The organism is Mycobacterium paraffinicum, from assembly GCF_001907675.1.
Lineage (GTDB): Bacteria > Actinomycetota > Actinomycetes > Mycobacteriales > Mycobacteriaceae > Mycobacterium > Mycobacterium paraffinicum_A.
This window is the reverse complement of record NZ_MPNT01000077.1, coordinates 1-1,575: the sequence shown is the minus strand read 5'-3', so window position 1 is coordinate 1,575 and position 1,575 is coordinate 1. Positions and strand designations below refer to the sequence as shown.

The 1,575-nt window shown below is 62.4% G+C and carries 1 protein-coding gene; it reads left to right on the top strand.

Going from position 1 to position 1,575, the window contains the following annotated elements; all coding sequences use genetic code 11:
- Positions 1-450: 450 nt before the first annotated feature.
- Positions 451-1,473, top strand: a complete 1,023-nt coding sequence (locus BRW65_RS30785) for an LLM class flavin-dependent oxidoreductase (protein WP_073881223.1) — start codon at positions 451-453, stop codon at positions 1,471-1,473.
- Positions 1,474-1,575: the final 102 nt, after the last annotated feature.

Sequence of the window (1,575 nt, the reverse complement as noted above, 5' to 3'; positions counted from 1 at the left end):
CTCCTCAACGCCAGCGACAAGAACGCCGAAACGATTGCCCCCACAGCAGCTCTCACGGCATAGTGAACAACCGCAGAGCCTCACGCGAACACGCGAATGCTCTTACACCACTCCACGGGACGTGACCTTTCGTGCGCGCGGCCGCGGTGTGCGTCCCGACGCGTCGTGGTGATGTTCACGACCGTTCGGTGGCACCCGGAGATACCAGTTCGTCATCGATCCGCGAAGACAGTCGCGCCCTTGCGCGGCAGCGCCGCCGTAGGTGGCATCCGACATTATGTTGAACCCTAGTCATTGACATACAGTCAATGATGCGATTAGCGTTCAAGTCGCGGCCTTGGGGCGCACTACAACTGAACTGGCGAACGGGCAAAACAACGGCGCTGAATTCGTTTGGCGTCGTTGGCGTCAGCCGTAACGAACCGCAACGAAGCGGAGATAGGGGCCCACGTGTCGAAGCTGGGTGTGACGATGCCTGGTTTGAATCAACCAATTGATGCATTCCCCAGGATGGCCAAGATGGCCGAAGATGCCGGATTCGATTCGGTATGGGATTACGAGTTCTACCGAAATCCCCTCGTCATCCTCGGTATGACCGCGCAGACGACGAGTACCATTCCGCTGGGCACGGGGCTCGTTACGGCTGCGGGCCGCAGTCCGTTCGTGATGGCGAACGCCGCAGCAGACGTCGACGAAGCGTCAGGCGGCCGGCTGATCCTGGGCATCAGCACTGGAGCTGCCGCGTTCACCGACCTCATGAACGGCTCGGACGGCAGCCATCCGGTCGCCCGGACGCGTGAGTATGTCACGCTCCTTCGCAAGATCTGGGATTGGACCGCCGGTGAGGGCGCCGCTGATGGCGAAACCTTGGGTGGCCAGTTCTACAAGTTCACGGCGCCGGAGATCAACCCCTTCGGCCGACGCCCGCTGGCGCGCAAGAGAATCCCCATCTACACCGCCGCGCTCAGGCAGGCGATGGCTCGATTGGGAGGTGAAATCTCCGACGGAGTGATTGGCTTCATGCTGCCAGCCCGGTATTTGCGGGAGGTATACCTGCCCAATATCGCGGAAGGCGCGCGCAAGGCGCATCGCAGCCCCGCCGACGTCGACGTTGCCAGCGAGACCGTATGTAGCGTGTCCAACGACCGTGCCGAGGCATACCGGCGCGCTCGCCTCCAGGTCGGCATCTACATCTCCCATCCGGTGTGCGCCCCTCTTGCCGAGTACATGGGCCTCGCGAAGGACCGCGAGGCGTGTCTCGAGGCGATGGCCGCGCGGGGTCCCATGGCTCTCGCCGACGTCGTCAGCGACGAGCTCATCGACGCCTTCAGCATCTCGGGCACACCGGACGAATGCCGTAAGAAGTTTGAGGAGTACCGCGACTGTCTGCCCCACGTGCTGCTACATCCGCCCTACATGCCCGTGCTCACCCAGGAGGAGAGCGAGGAGGTCACGTCCCGTGGAGTGGTGTAAGAGCATTCGCGTGTTCGCGTGAGGCTCTGCGGTTGTTCACTATGCCGTGAGAGCTGCTGTGGGGGCAATCGTTTCGGCGTTCTTGTCGCTGGCGTTGAGGAG